This window comes from Brevundimonas sp. 374 (assembly GCF_900102995.1).
Classification (GTDB): Bacteria; Pseudomonadota; Alphaproteobacteria; order Caulobacterales; family Caulobacteraceae; genus Brevundimonas; species Brevundimonas vesicularis_C.
In genome coordinates this window covers 385,692-409,345 of record NZ_FNKT01000002.1, presented here as the reverse complement: position 1 = coordinate 409,345, position 23,654 = coordinate 385,692, and the positions used below count along the sequence as shown (strand labels likewise).

The 23,654-nt window shown below is 69.2% G+C and carries 29 protein-coding genes; 23 read left to right on the top strand and 6 right to left on the bottom strand.

The features are described 5' to 3' along the window. From chrA to BLR19_RS09455, 5 genes are all read left to right on the top strand, one after another. Entirely contained in the window at positions 1-1,200 is a 1,200-nt protein-coding gene (chrA, locus tag BLR19_RS09475; RefSeq protein WP_091750468.1) for a chromate efflux transporter, read from the top strand. After that, positions 1,197-1,898, top strand: a complete 702-nt coding sequence (locus BLR19_RS09470; RefSeq protein ID WP_091750037.1) for a cysteate racemase — start codon at positions 1,197-1,199, stop codon at positions 1,896-1,898. Before chrA ends, BLR19_RS09470 begins: the two co-directional genes overlap by 4 nt. A 49-nt stretch (positions 1,899-1,947) precedes the next feature. Next, positions 1,948-2,916, top strand: a complete 969-nt coding sequence (locus BLR19_RS09465) for a nucleoside hydrolase (RefSeq protein WP_091750034.1) — start codon at positions 1,948-1,950, stop codon at positions 2,914-2,916. Beyond that, positions 2,913-3,758, top strand: a complete 846-nt coding sequence (locus BLR19_RS09460) for a ribokinase (protein WP_091750031.1) — start codon at positions 2,913-2,915, stop codon at positions 3,756-3,758. The genes BLR19_RS09465 and BLR19_RS09460 overlap by 4 nt, the downstream gene beginning before the upstream one ends. Positions 3,759-3,910: 152 nt before the next feature. Continuing rightward, entirely contained in the window at positions 3,911-6,394 is a 2,484-nt protein-coding gene (locus tag BLR19_RS09455) for a S9 family peptidase (RefSeq protein ID WP_176758321.1), read from the top strand. Positions 6,395-6,398: 4 nt separating this feature from the next. Here the strand turns inward: BLR19_RS09455 and BLR19_RS09450 are convergent, their stop codons facing one another. Together BLR19_RS09450 and BLR19_RS09445 are read right to left on the bottom strand one after the other, a co-directional pair. After that, the gene (locus BLR19_RS09450; RefSeq protein ID WP_091750028.1) at positions 6,399-7,004 is read right to left on the bottom strand and encodes a DUF6624 domain-containing protein; all 606 of its coding nucleotides are present in this window, start codon (positions 7,002-7,004) and stop codon (positions 6,399-6,401) included. A 79-nt stretch (positions 7,005-7,083) separates the two neighbouring features. Continuing rightward, positions 7,084-8,214 (bottom strand): zinc-dependent alcohol dehydrogenase family protein, encoded by a 1,131-nt coding sequence (locus tag BLR19_RS09445; protein WP_091750025.1) that lies wholly within the window; start codon positions 8,212-8,214, stop codon positions 7,084-7,086. Between the two features lie 136 nt (positions 8,215-8,350). Between BLR19_RS09445 and BLR19_RS09440 the strand changes: the two genes are divergently transcribed. Both BLR19_RS09440 and BLR19_RS09435 read left to right on the top strand, forming a co-directional pair. After that, positions 8,351-8,785, top strand: coding sequence for an acyl-CoA thioesterase (locus BLR19_RS09440; protein ID WP_091750023.1), 435 nt, complete (start codon positions 8,351-8,353; stop codon positions 8,783-8,785). Positions 8,786-8,832: 47 nt separating this feature from the next. After that, on the top strand, positions 8,833-9,366 hold the full coding sequence (locus BLR19_RS09435) for a MarR family winged helix-turn-helix transcriptional regulator (RefSeq protein ID WP_091750019.1): 534 nt from the start codon (positions 8,833-8,835) through the stop codon (positions 9,364-9,366). A 22-nt stretch (positions 9,367-9,388) separates the two neighbouring features. Here the strand turns inward: BLR19_RS09435 and BLR19_RS09430 are convergent, their stop codons facing one another. Further along, the gene (locus BLR19_RS09430; RefSeq protein WP_176758320.1) at positions 9,389-10,309 is read right to left on the bottom strand and encodes a retropepsin-like aspartic protease; all 921 of its coding nucleotides are present in this window, start codon (positions 10,307-10,309) and stop codon (positions 9,389-9,391) included. A 57-nt stretch (positions 10,310-10,366) separates the two neighbouring features. Here BLR19_RS09430 and BLR19_RS09425 point away from each other — a divergent pair, with 57 nt between their 5' ends. Beyond that, a complete protein-coding gene (locus BLR19_RS09425) occupies positions 10,367-10,885 on the top strand; it encodes a PadR family transcriptional regulator (protein WP_091750013.1) in 519 nt (172 codons plus the stop codon). 15 nt (positions 10,886-10,900) lie between these two features. Here BLR19_RS09425 and arsC read toward each other — a convergent pair whose 3' ends face one another. Together arsC and BLR19_RS09415 are read right to left on the bottom strand one after the other, a co-directional pair. Beyond that, entirely contained in the window at positions 10,901-11,305 is a 405-nt protein-coding gene (gene arsC / locus BLR19_RS09420; protein ID WP_091750010.1) for an arsenate reductase (glutaredoxin), read from the bottom strand. A 5-nt stretch (positions 11,306-11,310) separates the two neighbouring features. Then, complete coding sequence (locus tag BLR19_RS09415; protein ID WP_091750007.1) at positions 11,311-11,646, bottom strand: ArsR/SmtB family transcription factor; 336 nt, start codon at positions 11,644-11,646, stop codon at positions 11,311-11,313. A gap of 81 nt (positions 11,647-11,727) precedes the next feature. Here BLR19_RS09415 and BLR19_RS09410 point away from each other — a divergent pair, with 81 nt between their 5' ends. Beyond that, positions 11,728-13,011 (top strand): arsenic transporter, encoded by a 1,284-nt coding sequence (locus BLR19_RS09410; protein ID WP_091750462.1) that lies wholly within the window; start codon positions 11,728-11,730, stop codon positions 13,009-13,011. Positions 13,012-13,015: 4 nt separating this feature from the next. Here the strand turns inward: BLR19_RS09410 and BLR19_RS09405 are convergent, their stop codons facing one another. Next, entirely contained in the window at positions 13,016-13,216 is a 201-nt protein-coding gene (locus tag BLR19_RS09405) for a hypothetical protein (RefSeq protein ID WP_055753936.1), read from the bottom strand. 148 nt (positions 13,217-13,364) lie between these two features. On the opposite strand from BLR19_RS09405, the gene BLR19_RS09400 reads away from it, so the two are divergent. The 14 genes from BLR19_RS09400 (at position 13,365) to BLR19_RS14840 (ending at position 23,653) form a co-directional block, all read left to right on the top strand. Continuing rightward, on the top strand, positions 13,365-14,138 hold the full coding sequence (locus BLR19_RS09400) for a YebC/PmpR family DNA-binding transcriptional regulator (protein WP_055753937.1): 774 nt from the start codon (positions 13,365-13,367) through the stop codon (positions 14,136-14,138). Positions 14,139-14,222: 84 nt separating this feature from the next. Continuing rightward, positions 14,223-14,741, top strand: coding sequence for a hemerythrin domain-containing protein (locus tag BLR19_RS09395; RefSeq protein WP_055753938.1), 519 nt, complete (start codon positions 14,223-14,225; stop codon positions 14,739-14,741). 76 nt (positions 14,742-14,817) lie between these two features. Further along, the gene (locus BLR19_RS09390; RefSeq protein WP_091750004.1) at positions 14,818-15,513 is read left to right on the top strand and encodes an MgtC/SapB family protein; all 696 of its coding nucleotides are present in this window, start codon (positions 14,818-14,820) and stop codon (positions 15,511-15,513) included. Between the two features lie 46 nt (positions 15,514-15,559). Next, entirely contained in the window at positions 15,560-16,078 is a 519-nt protein-coding gene (gene ruvC, locus BLR19_RS09385; protein WP_055753940.1) for a crossover junction endodeoxyribonuclease RuvC, read from the top strand. Continuing rightward, on the top strand, positions 16,075-16,692 hold the full coding sequence (gene ruvA, locus BLR19_RS09380) for a Holliday junction branch migration protein RuvA (protein WP_055753941.1): 618 nt from the start codon (positions 16,075-16,077) through the stop codon (positions 16,690-16,692). The genes ruvC and ruvA overlap by 4 nt, the downstream gene beginning before the upstream one ends. Before the next feature lie 13 nt (positions 16,693-16,705). Continuing rightward, positions 16,706-17,737: a Holliday junction branch migration DNA helicase RuvB gene (gene ruvB / locus BLR19_RS09375; RefSeq protein ID WP_091750001.1), complete on the top strand. Its 1,032-nt coding sequence runs from the start codon at positions 16,706-16,708 to the stop codon at positions 17,735-17,737. 57 nt (positions 17,738-17,794) lie between these two features. Then, entirely contained in the window at positions 17,795-19,261 is a 1,467-nt protein-coding gene (locus BLR19_RS09370) for an alpha/beta hydrolase (protein ID WP_091749998.1), read from the top strand. A gap of 5 nt (positions 19,262-19,266) precedes the next feature. Next, positions 19,267-19,635: a hypothetical protein gene (locus BLR19_RS09365; RefSeq protein ID WP_091749996.1), complete on the top strand. Its 369-nt coding sequence runs from the start codon at positions 19,267-19,269 to the stop codon at positions 19,633-19,635. After that, on the top strand, positions 19,632-20,495 hold the full coding sequence (locus BLR19_RS09360; protein WP_091749993.1) for a hypothetical protein: 864 nt from the start codon (positions 19,632-19,634) through the stop codon (positions 20,493-20,495). The genes BLR19_RS09365 and BLR19_RS09360 overlap by 4 nt, the downstream gene beginning before the upstream one ends. 5 nt (positions 20,496-20,500) lie before the next feature. Beyond that, complete coding sequence (gene ybgC / locus BLR19_RS09355) at positions 20,501-20,959, top strand: tol-pal system-associated acyl-CoA thioesterase (RefSeq protein WP_091750457.1); 459 nt, start codon at positions 20,501-20,503, stop codon at positions 20,957-20,959. 26 nt (positions 20,960-20,985) lie between these two features. Continuing rightward, positions 20,986-21,420 carry a hypothetical protein gene (locus BLR19_RS09350; RefSeq protein WP_091749990.1) on the top strand — a complete coding sequence of 145 codons (435 nt, stop codon included), beginning with the start codon at positions 20,986-20,988 and terminating at the stop codon, positions 21,418-21,420. 140 nt (positions 21,421-21,560) lie between these two features. Next, positions 21,561-22,313: a protein TolQ gene (gene tolQ, locus BLR19_RS09345; RefSeq protein WP_055753946.1), complete on the top strand. Its 753-nt coding sequence runs from the start codon at positions 21,561-21,563 to the stop codon at positions 22,311-22,313. A gap of 3 nt (positions 22,314-22,316) precedes the next feature. After that, a complete protein-coding gene (locus tag BLR19_RS09340) occupies positions 22,317-22,769 on the top strand; it encodes an ExbD/TolR family protein (RefSeq protein WP_066554427.1) in 453 nt (150 codons plus the stop codon). Positions 22,770-22,774: 5 nt separating this feature from the next. Further along, a complete protein-coding gene (locus tag BLR19_RS14840; RefSeq protein ID WP_091749988.1) occupies positions 22,775-23,653 on the top strand; it encodes a hypothetical protein in 879 nt (292 codons plus the stop codon). The last annotated feature ends 1 nt before the right edge of the window (position 23,654 follow it).

Sequence of the window (23,654 nt, the reverse complement as noted above, 5' to 3'; positions counted from 1 at the left end):
GTGCGCGAGATCGAACCTGTCCCGCCCGCGCTGTCTTTGGCGGCGGTGTTTCTGCGGTTCCTGCGGTTCGGGTTGCTGGCGTTTGGCGGGCCGGTGGCGCAGATCGCGATGATCCGGCGCGAGCTGGTCGATCAGGACGGGTGGATGTCCAGCGCGCGGTTCAACCGGCTGCTGGCGGTGTTGCAGGTCCTGCCGGGGCCGGAGGCGCACGAGCTGTGCGTGCATATGGGCATGCGGGCGCGGGGGCGGATCGGCGGCCTGCTGGCGGGCCTGGGGTTCATGCTGCCGGGGCTGATCCTGATGCTGGGGATCGGCTGGGCCTATGTGGCGCTGTCGCCGGTCGTGGGCCTGCTGGCCGGGGCGTTCCTGGGGGTTCAGGCGGCTGTGGTCGCGGTGATCGTGCGCGCCGTCTGCAAGATCGGATCGCATATTCTGGAGGATCGCTGGCTGTGGGCCGTCGCCGTCGTCGGCTTTGCGGCGACCCTGGCCGGGGCGGCGTTCTGGATCGTGCTGGCGGCGGGCGGGGCGGCCTATGTGCTGGTCCGGGCCGGGAGGGTGGCCTTGGCCGTCGGGGTCGTGGCGCTGGCGGTGGTCGCAGCCTTGGCGATGCACGGGCTGGGGGATGGCGGGCCGGTGTTCGGACAGGCGTTGGCGCAGGGGGGCGACGTGGGCGCAGCCGCGATGTTCTGGACGGGGCTGAAGGCGGGGCTGCTGACGTTCGGCGGCGCCTATACCGCCATTCCCTATGTGCGCGCCGATACGGTGGGGCGCGGGCTGATTGACGATGGGGCGTTTCTGGACGGGATCGCCTTTGCGGGGGTGATCCCGGCGCCGCTGGTGATCTTTTGCACCTTCGTCGGCTTTGTGGTCGCGGGATGGGGCGGGGCGCTGGCGATGACGGCCGGGGTGTTCGCGCCCGCCTTCGCCTTTTCGATGATCTTCTATGAGCGGCTGGAGGCGGTGGTCGAGGACCGGCGGCTGCACGATGGTCTGGCCGGGGTGGCCGCCGCCGTCGTAGGAATCATCGCCGCGACCAGCGTGGAGCTGGGATGGGCGACCTTGCAGCGGGCGCCGTCGATGGCGGCGGCCGCAGCGATCTTTGCGGGCGCCCTGGCGGTGGCGTGGGCCTGGAAGAGCCGCTACGCCGTGCCGGCAGTTCTGGCCGCCGCCGCGGTCATGGGATGGGGCGTGATGCGATGAGCAAGATCATGGGCGTGATCGGCGGCATGGGACCGGCGGCGACGGTGGCGTTCCTGGCGCGGGTGCAGGCGCTGACCCCGGCGGACGGGGACGCCGATCACATCCGGGTGGTGATGGACCTGAACCCCCAGGTGCCCGATCGCAACACGCGGCCGGGCGAGGCCGAGGCAGTGCTGGGGCAGATGGCCGAGGGGCTGGCGGCGGCGGGGGCCCAGGTGATCGCCATGCCGTGCAACACCGCCCACGCCCAGGCGGGCGGGATCCGCGCGCTGTGCGCCGCGAAGGGCCTGGGCTTCATCGACATGATCGCGGCGACGGCGGATGCGGCGGCGGCCCAGGTTGGCCTTGGGGGCGCCAAGCGGATCGGCGTGCTGGCGACGCCGGGGGGCGAGCGGCTTTACACGCAGGCGCTGGCGGCGCGCGGCGTCGACACCGTGCTGCTGGAGGGCGCGGACCGCGAGGCCTTCATGGCGCTGGTCTATGGGGTCAAGCGCGGCGATGTCGGCGAGGCGGCGCGGGCAGGGATGTTGCGGCTGGCCCAGGCCCTGGCGGACGGGGGCGCGCAAGGGCTGATCGCGGGCTGCACCGAGGTTCCGCTGCTGCTGAGCCCCGAAGACGCCGCCATACCCCTGACGGATTCGGCCGAGGTGCTGGCCCAAGCATGCGTGACGGCGTGCGTGGAGGCGTGTCGGGTCTGAGGCGCGGTTGCGGCTTGCTCCGCGCGGCCGGCCTGCCTAGTCATGGGCGGTGTCTATTCAGTCCCTGATCATCGATTGCGACCCCGGCGTGGACGACGCCGTGGCGCTGTTTCTGGCCTTCGCCGCGCCCGAGCTGGAGCTGCTGGCCGTCACCACGGTCGGTGGCAATGTCCCCGGAGCCAAGACCCAGCGCAATGCGCGGATTATCCGTCAGATCGCCGGGCGCGAGGAGGTGCCGGTGTTCGGCGGGGCGGAGCGGCCGCTGAAACGTCCGCCGGCGGGGGCGGGCGAGTTTCACGGCGTGGAGGGTCTGGGCGATCTGGAGCCGTTCGAACCGACGGGGATCGTCGGCGACGGGCCGGCGGCCAACGCCATCGTCGATCTGGTGATGAGCCGGCCCGAAGGCTCGGTCGCCATCGCCGTCCTGGGGCCGATGACCAATCTGGCGCTGGCGATGCGGCGTGATCGGCGGCTGGCCGAACGGCTGGGGCCGGTGGTCGTCATGGGCGGGGCGCGGTCGGAAGGCGGCAATGTCACCGCATCGGCCGAGTTCAACATCTGGGCCGATCCGGATGCGGCGGCGGTGGTGTTCGGATCGGGCTGTCAGGTCGTCGCCTTCGGCCTGGACGCGACCCATCAGGTGCGCGCGACCGAGGACCGGATCGCGGCGATAGAGGCCATCGACAGCGAGGCCGCGCGGGCGGCGGCGTCGACGCTGCGGTTCTCGCAGCGGGTGGAGCGCGAAATCGTGGGTTGGGATGCAGCCCCCTTGCATGACCCTTGTCCCATCGCCTGGCTGATCAAGCCCGACCTGTTCGAAACCAAGCCCTGCCGGATCGAGGTGGAGACGGGTTCGGACCTGACGCGCGGGCATACGGCGGTGGAGTTCCGGATCGATCCGACGACGGCGCGGCATCGCTGGGCGGTCGCGGCGGACGCGCAAGGGGTGTTCGACCTGATCGTCGCCAAGCTGGAGGCTCAGGCTCTGAAGGCTGAGGCGCTGGAGGCCGGCGCATGAGGATCACCGTCGTCGGTTCGATCAACCTGGATCTGGTGGCCACTGCGCCCCAACTGCCGGCGCCGGGCGAGACGGTGACCGGGGCGACCCTGGCGCGCCATCCCGGCGGCAAGGGCGCCAATCAGGCGCTGGCGGCCGAGAAACTGGGGGCCGAGGCCAGCCTGATCGGGCGGGTCGGCAACGACGCCATGGCCGGCGAGGCCCTGGCCCTGATGGAGGACCTGGGCGTCGATCTGGCCGGGGTGGAGGTGGATGTGGCGGCCCCGACGGGCGTCGCCCTGATCGCCGTCGATCCGACCGGCGAGAACCAGATCGTGGTCGCGGCCGGCGCCAACCACATGGTCACGCCTGAACAGCTGCCCCAGCGGATCGAGGGCGCGCTGATCGTGCAGCTGGAGCTGCCGATCGAGACGGTGGAGGCGGCGGTGGGCCGGGCGACGGGCTTCGTCTGCGCCAATCTGGCGCCCGCCGCGCCGGTGTCGGAACTGCTGCTGCGCCGCGCCGACCTGATCGTCGTCAACGAGACCGAGGCGGCCTTCTATGGCGACGGCCTGCACCGGGGCGGGGGACGGGTGGTCGTCACCAAGGGCGCCCGAGGCGCGGCCATGTATCAGCGCGGCGTCGAAATGGCCTGGGCGAGCCCGCCGGCCGTCGAGGCGGTCGATGCGACGGGCGCAGGCGACGCCTTCGTCGCCGCCATTACTGTCGCTTTGCTGGAAGGCATGGACCCGGCCGAGGCGCTGCGCTTCGCCTGCGCCGCCGGAGCCTTCGCGGCCACGCGGGCAGGGGCGCAACCGTCCGCGCCGGAGCGGGATGAGGTCGAGCGGTTGCTGGCCCTCTAAAGTCGTCAGCCCTCTGCGCAATCCCGCGAAAGCGGGGATGAGCGGAAGAAGAGAGATCGGCGGCCATGTGACACTGTAACGCCAAAACGGGTTGGCGTCGGCGTGCGGGCGGGGGTAGGTCTGGGGTTCGGGATTTGTGGGGACTTCAGACGATGATGATGCGTGGACGTGGGTTTGGGCTGGTTCTGGCGGCGGTGCTGCTGAGCGGCGTGGCGGGTGGGGCGTTGGCCCAGAACGCGGGGGTCCAGAACGCGGCGCCGGCTGCGGGGCCGATGGTCTATCAGCAGCCGCCGGCGCCGATCGCCGACATCCTGGACGCCAAGCCGACGCCGTCGTCGATGCTGAGCCCGGACCGGCGGACGCTGGTGCTGATGGATCGGTCCAACCTGCCCAGCATCAAGGCCCTGGCCGAGCCGATGCTGCGGCTGGCGGGGACGCGGATCAATCCGAGGAACAATGGCGCGGCCGAAAGCCGGGTGGCGTGGCTGACGGGTCTGAGCCTGCAGGCGGTGGACGGGGGGCGACCTCGCGTCGTGGCCCTGCCCGACGGCGCGCGGTTCACGGCGCCGCGGTTCTCGCCGGACGCCAAGTCGCTGGCCTTCGTGCTGGACCGGCCGACGGGGCTGGAGCTGTGGGTGGTGGACGTGGCCTCGGCGCGGGCGAAGAAGCTGACCGATCCGGTGGTCAATATGACGGGCGGGACGGGTTATGAGTGGCTGCCCGACAGTTCGGGCCTGCTGGTCGAGGCGGTGCCGGCGGGACGCGGTCCGGCGCCGGACGTGACGGCGGCGCCCACGGGGCCGAACATCGAGGAGACGGCCGGGCGGGTCGCGCCGGTTCGGACCTATCAGGACCTGTTGTCGAACCCCGGCGACGAGGCCCTGTTCGACCATTATTTTACCAGCCAGCTGACGCTGGTCCCGCTGAACGGCCGTGCACGGACGATCGGGGCGCCGGCGGTCCATCTGGACGCGTCGGTGTCGCCGGACGGCCAATACATCCTGCATGAGATCGCCAAGCGGCCCTATTCCTATGCGGTGCCGGACGACCTGTTCCCGACCGAGATCGTGGTGACGGATCTGAACGGTCGCGTGGTGCGCACGGTCGCCGACCTGCCGCTGAGGGACGATGTGCCGACCGCCTTCGACGCGGTGGCGCCGGGGCCGCGCGCGGTCGGCTGGCGCGCCGATGCGCCGGCGACCCTGACCTGGGTCGAGGCGCTGGACGGCGGCGACATCCGGCGAGAGGCCGAGTTCCGGGACCGCGTCTTCATGCAGGCCGCGCCGTTCACGGCCGAGCCCGTCAAGCTGATCGATCTGAAGGAACGGTTCGGCGGGATCGTGTGGGGCAAGGACGATCTGGCCATCGTCAACAGCCGCTGGTTCAACACCCGGCATGAGACGCGGTTCGTCGTCGATCCGTCGAAGCCTGGCGAGGGCCGGGTGCTGCTGGAGCGGAACTATCAGGCGCGCTACGACAATCCGGGCCAGCCGGTGACCCAGCCGAATGCTCAAGGGCGGTCGGTGATCCGCTTCGATCCGCAGGGGCGCATCCTGATGTCGGGCGCCGGGGCGACGCCGCAGGGCGAGTTCCCGTTCCTGGCCGCGATGGACCCGGCGACGGGACGCAGCGAGCGGCTGTGGACCTCGGCCAACACGGACTACGAATATGTGGTCGGCTTCCTGGATGCGGACGGCAAGCAGGTGGTGACGCAGCGCGAGACGCGGCTGGATCCGCCCAATCTGCAGATCCGCGATCTGACGACGGGCCAGACGACGCGGCTGACCAACTTCCCCGATCCGGCGCCGCAGCTGGCCGAGGCGACGCGGCAACTGGTGACCTATGAGCGGGCCGACGGGGTCAAGCTGTCGGGGACGCTGTATCTGCCGGCCGGTTACGACAAGGACCGCGACGGGCCGCTGCCGATGCTGATGTGGGCCTATCCCGCCGAGTTCACCGATGCGGCGGTGGCGGGCCAGACGGTGGACGTGCAGAACCGGTTCGTACGGCCCGGCGGGTCCAGCCATCTGTTCCTGCTGACGCAAGGCTACGCCATCTTCGACAATCCCTCCATGCCCATCATCGGCAAGGATGGGGCCGAGCCGAACGACACCTATGTCCAGCAACTGACGGCGGACGCCCAGGCGGCGGTGGATGCGGTGGTGCGGATGGGTGTGGCGGACCGCGACCGGATCGCCGTCGGGGGGCACAGCTACGGCGCCTTCATGACGGCGAACCTGCTGGCGCACAGCGATCTGTTCCGCACCGGGATCGCGCGGTCGGGGGCCTATAACCGCACCCTGACGCCGTTCGGCTTCCAGTCCGAGCAGCGCAACTACTGGGAGGCGACCGAGGTCTATACCGAGATGTCGCCCTTCACCTATGCGAACAAGCTGAACGAGCCGATCCTGCTGATCCACGGCGAGGCGGACGACAACTCGGGCACCTTCCCGGTGCAGTCCGAGCGCTTCTATGCGGCGCTGAAGGGACTGGGGGCGACGGCGCGTTACGTCACCCTGCCGCTGGAGGCGCATGGATACCGCGCGCGGGAATCGGTGGGCCACACGTTGTGGGAGATGACCCGTTGGCTGGACCAGTATGTGAAGAACGCCCCGCCGAAGCCGGCGGCGAACTGAGCAATCAGGGCTGGGACGCCGCGGCCTCCGCCGCGGCGTTGACGGCCGCCAGACGGGCGTCCTGTTCCGACTGGGGCGGGACGCCGAAGACGGCGCGCAGGCTGTCGGGGATCAGGGCGCGATCGTAGGGATCGAGTGTGGCCGGGGCGTCGCGGATCTTGCGGGTCTGGGTGCCGTAGATCTGCGGCTTTTCGGTCATCTGCAGATAGCGATCCAGCGTCGCGGCGGCGATCCAGGCGCCTTCGGGCGAGCCCTTGGCGACGGCGGCGACGGCCAGGCTATGGGCCAGCAGATAATCCGCGGGCGTAGAGCCGTGCTGGAAGACGAAGGCGGCGGCCCGGTAGTCCTCGCCGGTCTGGAGCGCGCCGGTGTCGAGCAGGGCGCGGGTCTGGACACGGCGTTCGGCGTCGGCGGCGAGCATTTCTGCGACGCGGGCGCGGTCTTTGAAGAAGTCCGGGGTCAGGTTTTGTCTTACCGCCTGATCGGCGGCGAAGATGGCGGCCATCTCGGCGTTGTTTTGAGGCGGAGTCTCTTGAGCCCAGGCCGGAACGGCGAAGGCCAGGGCGACGGCCGACATCGCGGCGGCGCAGGACAGGCGAGACGGGCGCATGGGAGATCTCCGCTGAAGCTTGAGGGGGCATTGGTCTGCGGATTTGCGGCCGAAAGCGGGCGGCGGGATTACAGTGTCGTCAGGGTCTGACGATCAGCCGCACGACCTCGCCGGCGTGGAGGCGGTCGAAGCCGGTGTTGATGTCGTCCAGGGGAATGACGCCGCTCATCAGGCGATCCACCGGCAGGCCGCCCTGGCGATACAGGGCGACATAGCGGGGGATGTCGCGGCTGGGGACGCAGGTTCCGATGTAGGAGCCTTTCAGAGTGCGCTCTTCGCCGACGAGGGAGACGACATTGACGGCAAGGGCCGCATCGGGCGGCGGCAGGCCGGCAGTGACTGTGGTTCCGCCGCGTTTGGTCATCTTCCACGCCGCCTCCAGCGCCCGGACCGCGCCGGCCATCTCGAAGGCGAAGTCGGCGCCGCCGTTCGTCAGGGCGCGGACCTGATCGACCGCATCGGGGTCGGCGGCGTTGACGGTTTCGACCGCGCCGAGGGTGCGAGCCAGGGCGAGCTTGTCCTCGGACAGGTCGACGGCGACAACGGGGCTGGCGCCCGAGGCCAGGGCGCCCAGCACGCTGGCCAAGCCCACGCCGCCCAGGCCGATGACGACGACGCTCTGGCCCGCCTTGACGCCGGCGGTGTTCACCACGGCGCCGACGCCGGTCAGGACGGCGCAGCCAAACAGGGCCGCCTCTTCGAACGGCAGGTCGGGATCGATCTTGACCAGGGAGCGTCGCGAGACGACGGCCCGTTCGGCGAAGGCGGAGCAGCCGAGGTGGTGGTTGACCGGCTCGCCCTCGCGGAAAATGCGGCGGGCGCCGGACAGAAGCTCGCCCCGGCCGTTGGCGGCGGCGCCGGGCTCGCACAGGGCGGGACGGCCACCGGCGCACGGATTGCAATGACCGCACGACGGCATGAAGACCATGACGACGTGATCGCCGATGGCGAGATCGGTGACGCCGTCCCCCAGCGCCTCGACCACGCCCGCCGCCTCGTGCCCCAGGGCCATGGGCAGGGGACGAGGGCGGTCGCCGTTGATGACCGACAGGTCCGAGTGGCACAGGCCCGCCGCCTTGATCGCGACCAGCACCTCGCCGGGGCCGGGCGGGTCCAGCGTCACGGTCTCGACCGACAGGGGGCGGCTGTCGGCGTAAGGGTGGACGGCGCCCATGCGGGACAGGACGGCGGCGCGGGTCTGGAGGCTCATATCGGTCGGCCCTCTGGGGCGCTGTCGGCCAGCGCGTTCGTGATCAGACTCCTACCGATAGGCGCTTGACCTAACGTCGTCCAAGCTAGAGCGTCGGTATCGAGAGCGACGGTTCGCGTCGCCGAGGGAGACGACGATGCCGAAACGAGACGAGGGCGCGCTGGCGCAACGGGCGACCTACAAGGCCTTTCACATGGTCTCCACCCGCTGGGCCGACAACGACCAGTATGGCCATATCAACAACGCCAAATTCTACGAGTTCGTGGACTCGGCGGTGAACGCCCACCTGCTGATCGCCAATGCGCTGGACGAGTCCATCGGCCTGGTGGTGGATTCGGGCTGTCGCTACACCTCGTCGCTGAAGTTCCCCGATGTGATCGAGGTCGGCATCAAGGTCGATGCGATCGGCACCTCCAGCGTCACCTACGGCTTTGCGGTCTTCAAGCGCAGCGTCGACGTGCCCGCCGCCATCGGCCATTTCGTCCACGTCTATGTCGACGCCGAAACCCGCCGGCCCAAGCCGTTGCCGGCGCGGCTGAGGAGCGTGGTGGAGAACCTTCGCGCGGCGTAGGGGCTGTCGCCGTTTTCCGCCGTTCCACGTCCAATTCCTAGATTCCGATGTCTTCCGACCCCGCTGATCTTGATGACGCCTTCTATCTGAACGTCTCGGACGCGGATGTGGCGACGACCGGGGACGATCCCCGCGCCAGCCTGGAGCTGATTGTGTCCATGCGCATCGCCTTCGTGGCCCGGGCATGGATCACGCGCGCCAATGCGCTGTTTCGCGGTCGAGGCTATACGGCGGCCCAGCGCGCGCACCTGTATGTTCTGGCGTCCAAGCCCAAGGGGCTGACGCAGGCGGAGTTGGCGGCGATCCTGCGGATATCGGAGGCGTCGCTGTCACGCCGTATCAAGCTGTCGATCGAAGAAGGTCTGGTGTCGCGTCATCCGTTTTGCGGCGATGGACGGGCAAACCTGATCCGGCTGGAGCCCAAGGGGCTGGATGCGCTGAACGCCTCCGATCGTGTCGCGCGCGAGGATCGCACCCGACTGCTGGCGGGCGTGACGGACGAGGAACTGGCCATCACCGCCAAGGTCCTGAAGCTGCTGACGGATCGCGTCCCGCAGACGCCTGAACGGTCCGACGCCTGACGGCATCGGACCGCCCTGAACGTCAGTCGCCCGCCAAGACCCAGGTGCGTTCGTTGGTGGGGTCGAAGACGAACCGGAACTTGCGCATCATGGGCAGGCCGATATTGGGGGTTCCGCCCTCGATGAAGCGCAGCTTGGGGCTGTCGACCACGACGCCGCCGACCTTGACCGGACCATCGGCCTGGGCCTCGTACACCGGCTGGGTTCCGGCGGCCGAGGTCGCGATGCCGATCTTGCGCGGCTCGCCCTTCAGCTTGATCTGGCTGACCAGAGACAGCGGCAGGAGGAAGGCGCTGTCGTTGCCGGTGTCCAGGGTCGCCTCGACCGAGGCGCCCGGCAGATCCAGGGCGACGACCGGCAGCCGTTCGTCGTCGGAATAGGCGTGTCCGGGGCCTTCGGGGCGCTGGGGCGCATCGGGCGCCATGATGCGAAGTTCGCCTTTCGCCAGGTTCATCTCGACCAGTTTTCCGGGGAAGCTGTTGGGGCCGAAGATGCCGACTTCGTCCTCGTCCCTGAACTCGAAGACCGTGGCGGGGCCCTCGGTGATCGCATAGCCGCCCAGGGTCACGCCCTTCAGGCTGGTCGTATAGCCGGGCACCATCAGCCCCGTGCTGCCGTCCCTGGACTGCGACGGGCCCACGTTCGGCATGCCCATGTCGTCGGCGTAAGACTTGTAGATCAGGTTGCCGTTGGTGCCGGTGTCGAAGACGACAGGCGCAGGATGGCCGCCGTTGATCCGCATCATCAGAAGCGCCCGGCCGTCCGAAACATAGAGCGGGATGCGGGCCACAGCGGCCGCCGGCGCGGGGGCGGTCGCCAGAGGGGGCGCCTGAATGGGCGCTTGAGAGACAGGCGCGGCTTGCGCCGCAGCAAGGCCAGCCGATAGGCTGACTCCGGCCAGGCAGGCCGCCGCCGTGGCGCGTTTGAACAAGGACCGGATCATGCATTCCTCCATGGACGTCGATAGTCCGATTAGGACTATCGAGCCGGATCGGGTCAAATGAACAATCGGCAAGGAAGCCTGACGGAGCTGGAAGGCGCCATCCTGTCGGAAATCCATCATCGCGGCGCCACGACAGCCTTCAAGGTCCGCAAGGCGTTCCAGGAGTCGATGTCTCTGGAATGGAGGGGCAGCGCGGGCGCCGTCTATCCGGCCATTCGACGATTGACGGATCGTGGTGTGATCGACGCGGCCGAGACGGGTTCGGGCCGGGGCACGGTTCTTCTGTCCCTGACGGCGCAGGGAGTCGCGGTGATGGAAGACTGGATCTGCGACGCCGAGCGCGCCGCCAGCGTCGGTCTGGACCCCTTCCGCCTGCGCTCAGGCATGTGGGACCGTCTGCCGCCTGTCCGAAAGGCCGAGGCCATGGCGGCCCTGAGGCGCACGGTGGAGGCGGAAATCGCCGCCTTGCGTCAGTATGTGGTGTCGCTGGACCCGATCGAGCGTCCCCGCATCGAACTGGCGATCAGCCTGCAGCTCAGCCGCCTGGACTGGCTGGACGGGCAACGCGCGTCATAGACCTCGCGCCCGCCCCTAGGCGTCGAGAATGACCTGGCCGTCTTCCTTGACGAAGGGCTTGGCGAGATGGTCCGGCAGCAGGTCCAGCACCGCCTCTGAGGGGCGGCACAGCTTCACACCCAGGGGGGAGATGACGATGGGGCGGTTCATCAGAATCGGGTGGGCCGCGATGGCGTCCAGCAGTTGGTCGTCAGACAGACTTGTGTCGTCCAGGCCGAGCTCGGCGTAGGGCGTGCCCTTTTCGCGCAGGATATCGCGCACCGATCCACCCATCCGCTCGACCAGTTGGGCCACCAGCGCGCGGCTGGGCGGGGTCTTCAGATACTCGATCACATGCGGTTCGATCCCGACGTGGCGGATCAGGGCCAGGGTGTTGCGCGACGTGCCGCAGGCGGGGTTGTGATAGATGACGACGTCCATTGGCCTCAGTCGCAGCAGGGGGCCAGTTCGGCCAGCAGGGGTTGGCAAAGCTCGGCGCGGCCCTGGCAGCAGTCCTTCAGCAGGAACAGCACGACCTCGCCCAGTCGATCCAGATCGGCGCGGTAGATGATCGACCGGCTGCGCCTCTGGGACGCGATCAGTCCGGCGCGCGACAGCACACCCAGATGCGCCGACATCGTATTGGTCGGAACGGCGAGCCGGTCGGCGATCGCTCCGGCCGGCAGGCCGTCCGGCGCATGGCGGACCAGCAGCCGGAAGGCGTCCAGTCGCGTGGATTGCGCCAGGGCGGCGAGCGCCAGAATGGCCGGTTCGGATTCCATTATTCCAAGATACTGGAAATGTAGTGTCGTGCAAGATAGAGGGGGCTCTGCGGTCGTCGGTCGGCCGAGATGGAGCCGCCCATGATCGTCGCCTTTCTGATCTTCGCGGTCACCATCACCCTGGTGATCTGGCAGCCGAAGGGCCTGCAGATCGGCTGGAGCGCGATGGGCGGTGCGGCGGCGGCGCTGTTGCTGGGCGTCGTCACCCTGGCCGACATCCCCGTAGTCTGGGACATCGTCTGGAACGCCACGGCGACCTTCGTCGCGATCATCATCATCAGCCTGTTGCTGGACGAGGCGGGCTTCTTCGAATGGGCGGCGCTGCATGTCGGGCGATGGGGCGGCGGCCATGGGCGCCGGCTGTTCGTCCTGTTCGTCCTGCTGGGCGCGGCGGTGTCGGCGGTCTTCGCCAACGACGGGGCGGCGCTGATCCTGACGCCCATCGTCATCGCCATGCTGTTGGCGCTCGGCTATGGCCCCAAGGCGACGCTGGCCTTCGTGATGGCGGCGGGCTTCATCGCGGATGCGGCCAGCCTGCCGCTGGTGGTGTCCAACCTGGTCAATATCGTCTCGGCCGACTTCTTCGACATCGGCTTCGACCGCTATGCGGCGGTCATGGCGCCGGTGAACCTGGCGAGCATCGCCGCGACGCTGATCGTGCTGTTCATGGTCTTCGGGCGCGATATTCCCAAGGGCTATGACGTCGAGCGCCTCGCCGCGCCGTCCAGCGCGATCAAGGACCGCGCGACCTTCCTGTGGGGCTGGATCATCCTGGCGTTTCTGCTGGTCGGCTTCTTCGTGCTGGAGCCGCGAGGGGTGCCGGTGTCCGCCGTCGCCGCGACGGGCGCGGTCATCCTGCTGGTCGTGGCGGGGCGCGGTGCGGTCATCAGCACGACGAAGGTGCTGCGCGAGGCGCCGTGGCAGGTCGTGATCTTCTCACTGGGGATGTATCTGGTCGTCTATGGGCTGGGCAATGCCGGTCTGACACGCCAGATCGCAGGCCTGCTGGACGGATTCGCACAGGGCGGGGTCTGGGGCGCGGCCTTCGGAACCGGGTTCCTGACCGCCTTCCTGTCGGCCATCGCCAACAATATGCCGACAGTCCTGATCGGCGCCTTGTCGATCGACGCCTCGGGCGCGACGGGCGCGGCGAGGGAGGCGATGATCTACGCCAATGTCATCGGCAGCGACCTGGGGCCGAAGATGACGCCCATCGGCTCATTGGCCACATTGCTGTGGCTGCACGTCCTGGCGCGAAAGGGCGTGAAGATCGCATGGGGGTATTATTTCAAGGTGGGCGTGGTGCTCACCCTGCCGGTCCTGGGCGTCGCCCTGGCGGCCCTGGCCTTACGCCTGAGCGTCTAGGGCCTCAGTCGTCCAAACGGCCGATCAAGAACAGGGCGCCGACGGCGGTCAGGGCGCCCAAGGTGAAGGCGGTGACGATGGCGCCGGTGGCGACGGCGGTGGAGACGGTGACCGGGCGGGCTTCGTACCACTCGACAATGTCGGCCTCGTGCAGGTCCTCGTCCATATAGCCTTCGGCTTCATAGATGGTGTCGTCTGCGGTCATGGCTTTACGCTCCGTCTGTCTTGCCCGGATCAATACGCCCAAACGGTACAGGTTCCACCCCTGTCGCCCCCGATCGGCGTATCGTGACAGGATGCCGCTCTTCGTTTAGGAGGCGCGGCTCAGGTTCAGAACGCTCAAAGACGATCCCATGGCCGGCCACTCGAAATTCAAGAACATCATGCACCGCAAGGGGCGCGCCGATGCGCAGCGCTCCAAGCTGTTCTCCAAACTGTCGCGCGACATCACCGTGGCGGCCAAGTCGGGCCTGCCGGATCCGGCGGCGAACCCGCGCCTGCGCCTGGCGGTCAACAACGCCAAGGCCGAAAGCCTGCCCAAGGACGTGATCCAGCGCGCGATCAATAAGGCCGCCGGCGGCGACGTCGATACGATGGAAGAGGTCCGCTACGAGGGCCGGGGTCCGGGCGGCGTGGGCATCATCGTCGAAGCTTTGACCGACAACCGCAATCGCGCGGCGTCCAACATCGGGGCGGCCTTCAAGAAGAACGGCGGCGCGCTGAGCGAGATGAACTCGGTCGCCTTCATGTGGGACAAGGTGGGCAAGATCACCTACGCCGCCGAGGCCGGTTCGGAAGACGCCGTCATGGAGGCCGCCATCGAGGCCGGCGCCCAGGACGTCGAGAGCGACCTGGTCAAGCCCGACATCTATGAGGATGCGCCGGGCCACACGATCTGGACCGCCTTCGAGGATCTGAACGACGTCGCCGAGGCCATGTCCAAGGTGCTGGGCGATCCCAAGTCCACCGCCATCGTCTGGAAGCCGCAGTCCGAAGTGCCGGTGACCGGTGAGGCCGTCGGCACCCTGTTCAAGCTGCTGGACGCGCTGGACGCCGAGGACGACGTGTCGGCGGTCTATTCCAACGAGGACATCTCCGACGAGGACGCGGCTAAGTACGCGGGCTGATCCCGAACGACCGCGAGTCGTTCGCACGGAACCGGGTCGTGCGCCGGGCGTAACGAGGCTTCACCGTTACGCCTGGAGCCCCCTATGGACATCACCCAGCTGATCCTCGACGACCATGCCGAACAGCGTCGGCTGTTTGCGATCATCGAACAGATCGACCCCAAGGACACCGATGCGCTGAGCGCCGTCTGGTCGCGGTTGTCGGCGTTCCTGGATGTGCACGCCGAGGCCGAGGAACGGTTCTTCTATCCCGAGCTGCTGAAGCAGGGCGAGGGCGCCAACGACGCCGAGGACGGCACGGTCGAGGGCGAGACCGAAGACGCCATCGAGGATCACAACAAGCTGCGCGACGCGGTCAAGGCGGTCGAAAAGCACAAGGTCGGCACCAAGGCCTGGTTCGACGCGGTGGGCGAGGCGAACGTCGTCAACTCCAAACACATGGGCGAGGAAGAGCGGCAGGGGCTGACCGACTTCCGCATGAACGCCGACGTCGAGACGCGCCATGAGCTGGCGGTGAAGTTCGCCGCCTTCGAGGCCGAGTACATCACCGGCGTCAAGCCGGTGAACAAGGACCCCGAGACCTATATCGAAAAGCACGGCTGAGGCGGGCGCTGCGACCACGATGTCGCAGCATCGTCCGTCCAAGGAACATCCGCGCTCGGCCCGTCGTTGAGCGCGGATGAATCTGGGTAGTCTGGAAGGCGCCGTCCTGCCGATCCTCGGCGCGGTGATCGCGGGCGGGGTCATCGGCTTCGAGCGCGAATGGCGGGGCCGGGCGGCGGGCCTGAGAACGCACATCCTGGTCAGCCTGGCGTCGGCCTTGCTGATGCTGGCGGCCATGTCGCAGGCCGATTGGGCGTTCCGCGCCCTGCCCGACGAGAACATCGTCACAGACCCGACGCGGATGGCGCACGGCGTGCTGACGGGGATCGGGTTCCTGTGCGCAGGCGTGATCTTCCGCACCGGATTTTCGATCCATGGGCTGACCACGGCGGCGTCGCTGTGGATCACATCGGCGATCGGCATTCTGTTCGGGGCAGGCCTTTATGCGCTGGGGACGGCGGCGACGGTGGTCACGGCGCTGATCCTGATTGGGCTCAGGCTTATCAACGGGCGTTTGCCCGCGCGCACGGTGGTCGACGCCGAAGTGTGCTGGGAACGGCGCGAGGCGTCGCCGGAGCCGGCGATCGAGGCGGCGCTGAAAGCCATCGATGCGGACGCGCGACACGACCGGTTCGAGCTGATCGATGGACAGACCGTTCGACGGACCTGGCGATTGAAGGCTGCCGAGGAAAGCCAGCTGAAGCAGCTGGCGGAACAGCTGTGCGCCATACCGGGCGTGGTCGCTTACAGCCTGGACCCGCGCGACGACTGAAACCGTTCATTGCCCGATAACCCTCTTTGCGGCATGAGGGGAACGGATGGCGAACGAACCTGTTAGAATCATCGGCCTGGACCCCGGTCTGCGACGCACCGGCTGGGGCGTCGTCGTGTCGGATGGCGCGCGCCTGAGGTGGGTGGCGCACGGGGTGGTGGCCCCGCCCGAGACCGCGCCGTTCAGCGAGCGTCTGCTGCATCTTTTCGAGGCGCTGGGGACGATCTGCGCCGATCACGGTTGCGAGGAGGCGGCGGTGGAAGAGGTGTTCGTCAATGTGAACCCGTCCTCGACGCTGAAGCTGGGTCATGCGCGGGCGGCGGTGATGCTGGCGCCGGCCAAGGCGGGTCTGACGGTGGCGGAATATTCGCCGAACCTGATCAAGAAGGCGGTGGTGGGCGCAGGCCATGCGGACAAGAGCCAGATCGCCTTCATGGTCAAACGGCTGCTGCCGACCGCGGGCGACGTGAAGGCGGATGCGGCTGACGCGCTGGCCGTCGCGATCACCCATGCGCAGCTCAGGAAGCGGTCCTTGCTGGAAGCGATGCACCGGGGGGCGGCGTGATCGGGCGGTTGAGAGGCGTGCTGGCCGAGGTCGGCGAGGCGGAATGCCTGATCGACTGCGCGGGCGTGGGCTATGTCGTGTCGTGCGGGGCGCGGACGCTGGGGCGGCTGCCGGCGCCGGGCGACGAGGCGACGGTGCATGTCCATTCCCAGTGGAGCGAGGATGCGGGGCCGCGCCTGTATGGATTTCTGACGCGCGACGAGCGGCGGGCCTTCACGACCCTGCTGGCCATTCAGGGCGTGGGGCCCAAGGCGGCGCTGGCGGTGCTGGACGTTCTGCCGCCCGGCGAACTGGCGTCGGCGGTGGCGCGCGAGGACAAGGCGGCGGTGGCGCGGGCCAACGGCGTGGGACCGAAGCTGGCGTTGCGGATCGTGACCGAGCTGAAGGGCAAGCCCTTGGGCGACGTCAGTTTTGCGCCTGTCGCACCCGGCATGCACGTCGAGATCGCACCGCCCGTTCCGTCCATCACCGGCGAGGCCGTGTCGGCCCTGCTTGGACTGGGCGTCGCCGAGGTCAATGCGCGCCGGGCCGTGGATCAGGCGTTGATCCGTCTGGGCGAAGAGGCGGAGCTGTCGGCGGTGATCCGCGCGGCGCTGCAGGAGTTGGGCCGATGAGAGCCGCATCGACATGACCCGCGTCATCTCCCCCGAGGCCGAGACCGGCGAATCCTTCGACCGCGCGCTGCGGCCGCAGACGTTGTCGGAATTCGTCGGACAGTCGCAGGCCAAGGGCAATCTGAAGGTCTTCATCGATGCGGCGCGCGGGCGGGCCGAGGCGCTGGATCATGTGCTGCTGTTCGGACCGCCGGGACTGGGCAAGACGACGCTGGCGCAGATCGTGTCGCGCGAGCTGGGCGTGGGGTTCAGGGCGACCTCGGGCCCGATCCTGGCCAAGGCGGGCGATCTGGCGGCGATCCTGACCAACCTCGAGCCGCGCGACGTCCTGTTCATCGACGAGATCCACCGCTTGAGCCCCCAGGTCGAGGAGATCCTGTATCCGGCCATGGAGGATCATGTGCTGGACCTGATCATCGGCGAGGGGCCGTCGGCGCGTTCGGTGCGGATCGACCTGGCGCCCTTCACCCTGGTCGGGGCGACGACGCGGGCGGGCCTGCTGGCGACGCCTCTGAGGGACCGGTTCGGCATTCCGCTGCGGCTGGAGTTCTACACATCCGACGAACTGACCGCGGTGGTGCGCGGCACGGCGCGCAAAATGGGCGCAGCCATCGACGAAGGCGGCGCGCGCGAGATCGCGTCGCGGGCGCGGGGAACGCCTCGGATCGCCGGGCGCCTGCTGCGCCGGGTGCGGGATTTCGCCTCGGCGGAAGGGGCCGAGACGATCTCGAAACTGGTGGCGGCGCGGGCGTTGGCGCGGCTGGAGGTGGACGAGGCCGGGCTGGACAGCCTGGACCGGCGCTTCCTGAAGGCGTTGATCGAGAACTATGGCGGCGGGCCGGTCGGGATGGACACCTTGGCGGCCGCCATCGCCGAGGCGCGCGACGCGGTCGAGGACGTGATCGAACCCTATCTGCTACAACAGGGCTTCATCATGCGCACGCCGCGCGGCCGCATGGCCTGCGCCAAGGCCTATGCGCATCTCGGCCTCAGCGCGCCGGCGCAACCCGCCGCTGGACCCGTGCCGGGCGACCTGTTCGAATAGGCGTTGCCAAGCGGGGCGGGCGGGGGTTTGCTGGGAGTGAACCGGAGCCGTCGTCCCATGATCCTGCGCACCCTGGCCGTGATGGCGTTTGCGGCCGGCCTGACCGGTCTGGCGCCGCCTGCGAGAGCGGATGCCCCCGTCTTCACCGACAAGGCCTGTCCCAGTGATTGGCCGACGGGCCTGCGCGAGGTGCGGTGCGGGACCCTGAGGGTGGACGAGGCGCGCGACGGCTCGGTCAGTGACCGGCGCATCGACATCGCGGTCGTCATCTTCAAGGCTAGCGCGCCCTACAAGGACGCCGCGGGCCAGGCGCTGCCGCCGATGGTGATGTTCCACGGCGGGCCGGGCGGGGCCCTGACGCCGGGGGCGGGGCGGATGCTGGCGGCGCTGCGTCGCAATCCGGAGGCCTTTGCGGTGGATCAGGACGTGATCCTGTTCGACCAGCGGGGCGGCGGCGCGAGCAACCCGTCGATGGACTGTCCGGGCGTCGAACTGACCGATGCGGGGCCGCCGTCCGACAAGGACCGCGACGGGCTGATCGCCTGTCTGAAGGGCTATCAGGCGCAAGGGATCGACCTGAACCAGTACAACGCCGCCGCCATCGCCGACGATGTGAAGGACATGGCCCAGGCCCTGGGTCTGACCAAGATCGACCTGTGGGGCGGATCGTACGGGCCGCGCATCGAGGCGGCGGTCATCACCCACCAGCCCCAGATCGTGCGCGCCGCCGTGATGGACAGCCCCTGGCCGCCCGAGGGCAACTGGGCCGTCGGCACGCCCGAACAGGTCTCCGCGGCGGTGAAAATCATCCTGGCCAAATGCGCGGCCCAGGCGGCCTGCGCGGCGCAGCATCCGGACCTTCAGGCGCGGTTCGAGGCCGAGGCGCGCAAATGGCTGGCTGGTCCGGTGACACGCAAGGACGGGCGCACCTTTACCGTCGACGACCTGTCGGCCTTCCTGATGGACACGACCTATAGCGCGGCGGGCGTGCGCAGCCTGCCGGTCGACCTGGACAAGATCATCGCCGGCGACCTGACGCCGGTCGCGGAGATCGCAGAGGACCGCACCTACTATTTCGAGGGCCAGCACATGGCCCATCTGTGCAAGGAAGAGCTGCCGTTCGAGTCCAAGGCGCGGCTGGCGGCCGGGGCGGCGGGCGATCCGGTCGCCGAGGTGCTGGTCCCGTCGCTGTCGCGGCTGTTCGACGTCTGCGCGGCGGTGGGCGAACGGCCGGCGCTGCCGATCGAGAACCTGCCGGTCCAGACCGACATCCCGACCCTCTTCGTCGCCGCCGAGATCGATCCGGGCTGCCCGCCGCCGCTGACCGAGGCCGCCGCCAAGGGCTATGCGAACAGCCAGGTGGTGATCGTGACCAACGCGACCCACGGCGTCATCAACGCCAGCCCCTGCACGCGCAAGATGGCGCGCGATTTCCTGCGTGATCCGTCCAAGCCGGTGGATCGGACCTGCCTGCCCGCCGCCGACACGCCGCTGGACTTCACCCTGGAAGCGCCCGCCGCATGAGGGTGATGCGCCATCGCAGCCCGCTTCAGCAGCGTGTGATGATCGCGGCGGCGCTGGTTCTGGCCCTGTGCGTGGTCGGCGTCTGGGTGCTGATGCAGCCGTCGAACACCCCGTCGCCCGAGCCGGCCGATGCGCGGGTGATGCGCCAGATCCGCACCCAGGCGGGGCGCGGCGCCGAACTGCGCTACGCCGAGAACGGCGAAAGGCGATCGGTGTGCGGCTATGTCGGGCGCGTCGCCGGCGGGCCAGCGGTGGGCTTCGTCTCCATCCCCAATCGCATCCTTTTCAGCGACGATCCCCTGCCGACCGAGTTCCGCGAAATGCGCCAAAGCTACTGCCCTGGTTTCATGGCTGCGCCGAACCGCCGGCCGTGATCCGTCGTCGGTTGAATGGGCCAGCACTCGCCCTGATCGCACAGATCACGGCGACAGCGGCGATCAGCCTGCTGGCGATCCGGGCGGCCGGGGCGGGGACAGCGTCGGTCGCGGTCCAGGGCGCGGCGTTTCTGATCGGGGCTGTAGCGCTTTGGGCGGCGTCGCGGATGGCGCGGCCGGGCCGGGGTCCGGTGCTGATCTCGGCGGCGGCGATCCTGGTCGTCGCCGTCCTGATGCTGACGACGGACGTGGAGATGCAGGGCGCGCATCGCTGGCTGGCGCTGGGGCCGGTTCTGATCCATCCCGCGTCGCTGCTGGGCGCGCCGCTTCTGTGGCTCGTGGCGCAGGATGCAGACGATGTGTGGACGGCAGGCGTCGCCGCCCTGGCGATCCTGACGTTCGGTCTCGGCTTCGACGGGGCCGCCAGCCTGGCCTTCGCGGTGGGAACGACAGGGTTGCTGACGGCGGCGAGAGGCTCGTGGAAGACGCTGGGGCCGCTGGCGGCCCTGTCCTGGATTCTGGCGCTCTGGAGCCTGACGCGTTCGCAGGCCCTGCCGCGCGTTCCCTATGTCGAGGATGTCGTGCCGACGGTTTGGGCTGTGTCGCCGGTGCTCGGCGCCGCGGCTGGGCTGGCGCTGATCCTGCTGTCAGTCCCGTTGCTTTGGGTGGGATGGCGCGCGCAGGGCGTCGGAGCCGCCGTCGGACTGGCCATGGCCGGATTCTGGATCGGTCTGTCGGCGGCCAATCTGCTGGGCGCCTATCCGGCGCCGGTGGTGGGATATGGCGCTTCGCCCGTGATCGGATGGCTTGTCGCGATCGGACTGGCTATGGCGTCTGCACGACGCACGAGGTTTCAGTGACCGCAATCTCCGACCAACCCACCGCCGGCCGTTTCGATGGGCGCGATCACCTGTTGCCGGTGCGCGTCTATTACGAGGACACCGATTTCACCGGCCTGGTCTATCACGCCAACTATGTGCGCTATTTCGAGCGGGGGCGGTCCGATTTCCTGCGCGCAATCGGGGTGGGCCACGCCGATCTGCTGGAAGAGGCCGAGCCGCTGGCCTTCGTGGTGTCGGAGCTGAACATCAAATATCTCAAGCCCGCGCGGATCGACGACGCCCTGGTGGTGCGCACCGTCTATGAGCAGGTGAAGGGCGTGCGGCTGATCATCCGCCAGAGCGTGGAGCGAGCCGGGGAGGTGTTGTGCCGCGCCGAGGTGACGGCGGTGTGCATTCATCTGGACGGGCGGCCGCGACGCCCCTCGAAGGGTCTGGTCGAGAAGGTCACGCCGTGGCTGGCGGCCGGCGGGGCCGCCGACTAGGATCGCGCCAACGAGGGGGAAACGTCATGGCCGCAGAAACCTACAAGATGTCCGCCAGCGGGGTGATCGTCACGATCCTGTTGTTCGTGCTGCTGGTCGGCGGCGGGCTGGTGGGCTGTCCCTATTACAAGGTTTGGGAGCGCAAGATGGCGGGTCAGGCCGAGCTGCAATACCAGCAGGGCGCGCGCCAGGCCCTGATCGCGCAAGCCGCCGCAGAAGACGAGGCGGCGATCAAGCGGGCCGAGGCGGCGACGCGCCGGGTCTTGGGCTGGACCGATGCGGCCAAGCGCGGCTGCGCCGAACTGGGCCGGGCGGGCGATCGCCAGTGCGAGGAGCAACTGCTGAAGGACGCCGCCACCTATTCCATCGCCAAGGAAGGCCACGAGGGCGTTATCATCAGCGTCGGCGCCCCGGTCTCTGTCGCGGTCGATCCGAACGCGCGGCGGCCGGCTTCCGAGTAACCTGCTGTTAACCCTTATGACGCGCCTGTCAGATGACGGGCGGACGGGTCGGGGCTAAACGGGCCGGACGCCACACAATGGTCACGCCCGCTCGGTCGAAGAGGGGACGTGACGATCTCGATTCCGCCCGGAGCGCCTGAATGACCACGCCTGTCGACGCCGCGATGATGAACCCGGTCGAGCTGTTCATGACCGCCGACTGGGTGGTCAAGAGCGTGATGATCGGGCTGGCGGCGGCCTCGATCTGGTCGTGGACCATCATCATCGACAAGGCGGTTCGGTTTACGGCGCTGAACAAGCGCGCCGACGAGTTCGAAAAGTCGGTTCAGTCCGGCCGGTCGCTGGAAGAGGTGGCGTCCCAGGCCGGACCCGAGCCGGACCACGCCCTGCCGCGCATGCTGGTGATCGCCCTGTCGGACTGGCGCGAGGCGCGTCAACGCGGGGCGCTGAACGAGCATCAGGGCGACCTGCTGCTGGTGCGGATCGACAAGGCGATGAACAGCCTGATCTCGCGCGAGGGGCAGCGGATCGAGAACGGCCTGGGCGTGCTGTCGGTGGTGGCCACCGCCTCGCCCTTCATCGGCCTGTTCGGCACCGTGTGGGGCATCATGAATGCGTTCGGGCGGATCGCGGCGGCGGGCAACACCAATCTGACGACGGTGGCCCCGGCCATCGCCGAAGCCTTGTTCGCCACGGCCATCGGCCTGGCGGCGGCCATCCCGGCCTATATCGCCTACAACAAGTTCTCGATCGACGCGGGCAAGTTCGTCGGCCGGCTGGAGGCCTTCGCCGACGATCTGCAGGCCGCCGTGGCGCGCCGCCTGGGCAGCCCATCGGCCCCGCCGCCTCCGCCCCCGCCGTCCAGCGACCTCAGCCTGAAGCGGGGCGTCTGAGCCATGGCCCTGGGCGGTGGTGCGAGCGGCGGCGGGCGTCGAGGGCGCAGGGGGCGTAAAGGGCCTCTGACCGAGATCAACGTCACGCCCCTGGTGGACGTGATGCTGGTGCTGCTGATCATCTTCATGATCTCGGCGCCCCTGCTCACGGTGGGCGTGCCGGTTGAGCTGCCCAAGACCGAGGCCAGCGCGGTCGAGATCAAGTCCGAACCCCTGTCGGTCAGCATCGACCAGCAGGGCGCGATCTTCGTCGGCGACAGCGAGACGGCGTTCGACGCCCTGTCCACGCGCCTGTTGACCGAGGCGGGCGGCGCCGACAAGGCGGCCGAGCGGCCGGTGTTCGTGCGGGCCGACGGGCGCGCGCCCTATCAGGCGGTGGCGCGGGTGATGGCGCGATTGAGCGCCTCGGGCTTCACCAAGCTGAACCTGATCACCGACACGGCGCCGGAGGCCTGAATTCTTTGCGTCGGCCGAGCCCCGCCATCTTCGGATCGCTCGCCCTGCACGCCGGGGTGGTCGCGCTCGCCTTCTTGATGGTGTCGCACAAGACGGACGAGGACGAGACGCCGCTGGTCGCCTCGGTGCCGGTGACCATCGTCTCGGAGGAGGTGATCCAGGCGGCGCCGGCGGACAATCCGCAGCCCGAACCCTCGCCCGACGACGCGGCGACCGCCCCGGTGCAGCAGCCCGATCCCGTGCCGCCGACGCCCGAGCCGACGCCGCCGCAACCCCAGCCGCGCCCGACCCCGACGCCGCCGCGGCCCACGCCGCCGCGCCCGGCCCCGACGCCCACGCCGACGCCGAAGCCCACGCCGACCCCGACGCCGCCGCGTCCGACGCCGCGACCCCAGCCGCCGACGCCGGCGCCGCCGACCAAGGCCCAGCCGACCCCGCGCCCGGCGACGCCCGCGCCCGCCCGCCCGGCGCCCCAGCGCACCGAGCCGAGCCTGGATTTGGACGCCCTGGCCGGACCGACGCGCCCGACCAACAATCGCGGCCGCCCGGCGACGGGGCAGCAGGGGGCGGGCGCGGCGTCCCAGGCCACGGGCCCGCAGATCACGGCCATCTTCAATCAGGTCTATCCGAACTGGATCCTGCCCTGCGACATCCCCGGCGCGGACCAGCTGCGCATTCAGGTCGAGCTGACCCTGTCGGCCGATGGGCGGATCACGCGCGGGCCCAGCCTGATCAACGCCCAGTCGTCGAACATCTATCGCGCCGCCGCCGACGGCGCCCTGCGCGCCCTGCGCCAGACCGCGCCCTTCGACGTGCCGCAGGGTTTCCCCGGCGGGGTCTATCGCCCCACCTTCAACACCGAACGGGCGTGCCGCAATCGCTGAG

Coding starts and splice junctions, on each gene's coding strand:
- ruvB (WP_091750001.1), top strand. CDS start 16,706: ATGACCCGCGTCATCTCCCCCGAGGCCGAGACCGGCGAATCCTTCGAC.
- BLR19_RS09395 (WP_055753938.1), top strand. CDS start 14,223: ATGGACATCACCCAGCTGATCCTCGACGACCATGCCGAACAGCGTCGG.
- BLR19_RS09450 (WP_091750028.1), bottom strand. CDS start 7,004: ATGCGCCCGTCTCGCCTGTCCTGCGCCGCCGCGATGTCGGCCGTCGCC.
- BLR19_RS09410 (WP_091750462.1), top strand. CDS start 11,728: ATGATCGTCGCCTTTCTGATCTTCGCGGTCACCATCACCCTGGTGATC.
- BLR19_RS09440 (WP_091750023.1), top strand. CDS start 8,351: ATGCCGAAACGAGACGAGGGCGCGCTGGCGCAACGGGCGACCTACAAG.
- BLR19_RS09365 (WP_091749996.1), top strand. CDS start 19,267: ATGCGCCATCGCAGCCCGCTTCAGCAGCGTGTGATGATCGCGGCGGCG.
- BLR19_RS09460 (WP_091750031.1), top strand. CDS start 2,913: ATGAGGATCACCGTCGTCGGTTCGATCAACCTGGATCTGGTGGCCACT.
- BLR19_RS09435 (WP_091750019.1), top strand. CDS start 8,833: ATGTCTTCCGACCCCGCTGATCTTGATGACGCCTTCTATCTGAACGTC.
- BLR19_RS09370 (WP_091749998.1), top strand. CDS start 17,795: ATGATCCTGCGCACCCTGGCCGTGATGGCGTTTGCGGCCGGCCTGACC.
- BLR19_RS09445 (WP_091750025.1), bottom strand. CDS start 8,214: ATGAGCCTCCAGACCCGCGCCGCCGTCCTGTCCCGCATGGGCGCCGTC.
- BLR19_RS09425 (WP_091750013.1), top strand. CDS start 10,367: ATGAACAATCGGCAAGGAAGCCTGACGGAGCTGGAAGGCGCCATCCTG.
- BLR19_RS09390 (WP_091750004.1), top strand. CDS start 14,818: ATGAATCTGGGTAGTCTGGAAGGCGCCGTCCTGCCGATCCTCGGCGCG.
- BLR19_RS09400 (WP_055753937.1), top strand. CDS start 13,365: ATGGCCGGCCACTCGAAATTCAAGAACATCATGCACCGCAAGGGGCGC.
- BLR19_RS09405 (WP_055753936.1), bottom strand. CDS start 13,216: ATGACCGCAGACGACACCATCTATGAAGCCGAAGGCTATATGGACGAG.
- BLR19_RS09415 (WP_091750007.1), bottom strand. CDS start 11,646: ATGGAATCCGAACCGGCCATTCTGGCGCTCGCCGCCCTGGCGCAATCC.
- ruvC (WP_055753940.1), top strand. CDS start 15,560: ATGGCGAACGAACCTGTTAGAATCATCGGCCTGGACCCCGGTCTGCGA.
- BLR19_RS09350 (WP_091749990.1), top strand. CDS start 20,986: ATGGCCGCAGAAACCTACAAGATGTCCGCCAGCGGGGTGATCGTCACG.
- tolQ (WP_055753946.1), top strand. CDS start 21,561: ATGACCACGCCTGTCGACGCCGCGATGATGAACCCGGTCGAGCTGTTC.
- BLR19_RS09455 (WP_176758321.1), top strand. CDS start 3,911: ATGATGATGCGTGGACGTGGGTTTGGGCTGGTTCTGGCGGCGGTGCTG.
- arsC (WP_091750010.1), bottom strand. CDS start 11,305: ATGGACGTCGTCATCTATCACAACCCCGCCTGCGGCACGTCGCGCAAC.
- BLR19_RS09470 (WP_091750037.1), top strand. CDS start 1,197: ATGAGCAAGATCATGGGCGTGATCGGCGGCATGGGACCGGCGGCGACG.
- BLR19_RS09340 (WP_066554427.1), top strand. CDS start 22,317: ATGGCCCTGGGCGGTGGTGCGAGCGGCGGCGGGCGTCGAGGGCGCAGG.
- BLR19_RS09430 (WP_176758320.1), bottom strand. CDS start 10,309: ATGATCCGGTCCTTGTTCAAACGCGCCACGGCGGCGGCCTGCCTGGCC.